The organism is Verrucosispora sp. SN26_14.1, from assembly GCF_004307965.1.
GTDB lineage: Bacteria > Actinomycetota > Actinomycetes > Mycobacteriales > Micromonosporaceae > Micromonospora.
In genome coordinates this window covers 1-2991 of record NZ_SISL01000599.1, presented here as the reverse complement: position 1 = coordinate 2991, position 2991 = coordinate 1, and the positions used below count along the sequence as shown (strand labels likewise).

General features: G+C 70.0%; 3 protein-coding genes. 1 reads left to right on the top strand and 2 read right to left on the bottom strand.

Going from position 1 to position 2991, the window contains the following annotated elements; translation table 11 throughout:
* Window positions 1–349, bottom strand: a 349-nt coding sequence (locus EYA84_RS29715) for a GNAT family N-acetyltransferase (protein ID WP_131057410.1), incomplete at its 3' end; no start/stop codon positions are given.
* 124 nt (window positions 350–473) lie between these two features.
* Here EYA84_RS29715 and EYA84_RS29710 point away from each other — a divergent pair.
* Window positions 474–1184, top strand: coding sequence for a siderophore-interacting protein (locus EYA84_RS29710; protein WP_131057408.1), 711 nt, complete (start codon window positions 474–476; stop codon window positions 1182–1184).
* Window positions 1185–1223: 39 nt separating this feature from the next.
* Here EYA84_RS29710 and EYA84_RS29705 read toward each other — a convergent pair whose 3' ends face one another.
* Window positions 1224–2648, bottom strand: coding sequence for a cellulase family glycosylhydrolase (locus tag EYA84_RS29705; RefSeq protein ID WP_131057406.1), 1425 nt, complete (start codon window positions 2646–2648; stop codon window positions 1224–1226).
* Window positions 2649–2991: the final 343 nt, after the last annotated feature.

Below are 2991 nucleotides of genomic sequence, written 5' to 3'. Positions count from 1 at the left end.
AGAGGGGTCTAAGAGACAGGTGCAGGCCGGGCGGCGGGGCGAGCAGCAGGTGCATGCCGATGTCGCCGGGGCGTACGGGATAGCGCTCGCCGACCGGGTCGGCCGCCGGCTGGTACGTCTGGAACAGGCCGATCGGCACGTCGTCGATCCGGATCAGGTACGCGTGATGGGTGGTCAGAGCGTCGACGAACTCGTAGATCTCGCGCACCTCGTCGAGGGTGTGCGAACCCATGCCCCAGAACACCGCGCGGGGCTGGGTGACCCAGCCGTGCAGGAGTTCGGCGTCGACCATCGGGTCGACGGTGGTCAGGCTGAGGGTGCCGAGGTCGGCGATCTTCTCCTGGTACATGCTGCCTCGCTTCGGATGGGCAGAGCGGGTGGACCCTCACGCGGTCGGAGCGCCGGGTCCTCGCCACGATCGGCGAGTTAGGTTAACCTAACCTAACTTTTCGGGACGGTAGCAGGAGGCACGGGTGAAGCGGAACTGGGAGTCGCTGGTCCTCAAGGCGATGGGAGGACGGAACTTCCGACTGACCGTCCTGGACTCCGCGCCGGTGAACGAGCGGTACCAACGTCTGCTGGTCGACGGTGGCGGGTTGCTCCAGGAGTGTGAGGTCCACCCGACGATGTGGATCCGGCTCTGGTTCGACAACGACGGACGGGCGCACCAGCGGGCGTACACGCTCGTCGACCCGGACCCGGAAACCGGCCGCTTCCACCTGGAGTTCGCGCTGCACGACGGCGTCGCCGCCCGCTGGGCCGGCGCGGCCCGCCCCGGCGACACCATCGAGGCCACCGTGCACGGCACCGGGTTCGCCCTGCCCGACCCGGCGCCCCGGCACCTCTATCTGGTCGGGGACGCGGCCTCGCTGCCGGCGGTGAACAGCCTGCTGGACAGCGCGCGGGACATCCCGGCGACGGTCTGGATCGAGTACGCCCACGAGGACGAGAAGGAACTGGCCGCCCGCGCCCGTGCACACCACGAGGTGGTGTGGGTGCCGCGCCGCGACGACGGGCGGCACCTGGTCGACACCGTCCGCGACGGGATGAAGGCCAGCGACGGCGGCTACTACTGGGTTGCCTGCGAGGCGGCCACCGCCCGCAGCATCGTCAAGCACATCCGACGCGGTCTCGGCGTGGGCCGCCAGCAGTTGACCGGGGTGGGCTACTGGAACGCCCGGTGAGCGGCGGCCCCGGCGGGTCTGCGCCGGGGCCGCCGTCGGTCAGCTCGTCGGGAAGTTGTCCGGGGTCCGGATGCGCTCGCGCATGAACGCGCCCGAGGTGGTCAGCATGGACGTACCCGTGTAGTTGCTGCCGTTGCAGGTGCCCGGCCGCAACGCCGCACTGCCCTCGGCCTTGTCGGAGAACGTCCAGTTGGCGTACCCGATCTTCAGCCGGTCGAGCAGGTCCAGCCACTGGGTGCTGCTGGCCAGGTCGGCGGCGCCGTCACCGGTGTAGTCCACCAGGCCGAACTCGGTGACGAACAACGGCAGCCGCGCGGCGGCCCGCTCGACCTCGGCCCGGTAGTTGTCCCGGTGCGACGCGGCGTAGAAGTGGAACGCGTACATGACGTTGCTCGCGTTCACCGGGTTGTTGACGATCTCGGTGTGGTTGGAGCCCTCGGAGACGCCCAGCGAGGACCAGCCCCGGGTGCCGACGATGACCACCGCATCCGGGTCGTTGGCACGGATGACCGGGATGACCTGGTCGGCGTAGTTCTTGATGGTCGACCAGCTCACCCCGTTGGGCTCGTTGGTGATCTCGTAGATCACGTTGTTCTTCGACGCGTGCCGTGCGGACACCGCCGCGAAGAAGGTCTTGGCCCGCTCCAGGTTGTGCATCGGGTCGCCGGGCGTGAGCGTGTGGAAGTCGATCATCGCGTACATGCCCCGCTCGGTGGCCTCCTCGACCAGGGCGTTGACCCGGTTGGTGAAGCCCGCCGGGTCGGTCTCGTACCCGTCCTCCTGCACGTACATGGCGATCCGGAACAGGTCGGCCCGCCAGTCGGTGGCGAGCGCGTCCAGCGAGGCGTCGTTGTAGCAGTTGCCGAACCACTGGAGGCCGTGGCTGCTCATGCCGCGCAACTGGATCGGCCGGCCGTACTGGTTGCAGAGGTTGACCCCGCAGACCCGCAGCTGCCCGTTGACGGCCACCGGGGTCTGCCCGCCGGGCGGTGGGGTGGTCGGTGGCGGCGTGGTCGGCGGGGGAGTGGTCGGTGTGGTCGAGCCGGTGCAGACCGTGCCGTTGAGGGTGTACGAGCTCGGTGCCGGATTGGCGCCGGTGAAGGTGCCGTTGAAGCCGATGGTGGTGCTGGCGCGGGTGGCCAGCGACCCGTTCCAGCTCAGGCTCCGTGCGGTGACCTCGCTGCCGCTCTGACTCCAGGTCGCCGACCAACCCTGCGCCAGGCGCTGGCCGCCGTCCGGGAAACGGAAACCGAGCGTCCACCCGTTGATCGGGTCGCCGACGTTGGTGATGGTCACGCTGGCGGTGAACCCGCCGGACCAGCTGTTCGTCGTGTAGGTCACCGAACAGCCGGGTGCGGCCATCGCGGCGGTCGTGGGCAGGACGGCCAGCGTGCCGAGGGTCAGCGCGCCGACGGCACCGGCCGCGACCAGGAGGCGCCGGGCGCGGCGCGGAGGATGCTTCATGGGAACCGTCGCAATCTGGTCATGGTGGGGTACGGCCCTCCGGCGAGAAAGGACGAAGGCGCGGGAGCGCTCCCACGGCAGCCTACGATGGTCGGAAACACCCGCGCAATATTTAGCGCCGTCGAAGCGAGGTGACGCGGTGACGCCCCGGGAGACTCTCCCGGGGCGTCACCGTGGACGGTGTCGTGGCGCCGAACGTCAGAGTTCACCGGCGGCACGTCGCCGGTCGGCCTCGGCGTCGGCGGCGCCGACCGGCGTCGGGTCGGTGTCGCGCTGCGCCCCGGTCAGGTCGATGTCGGCGCCGGCCCGGGCGGCGTCGGCCGCCGCGTCGCTGTCTCTTATA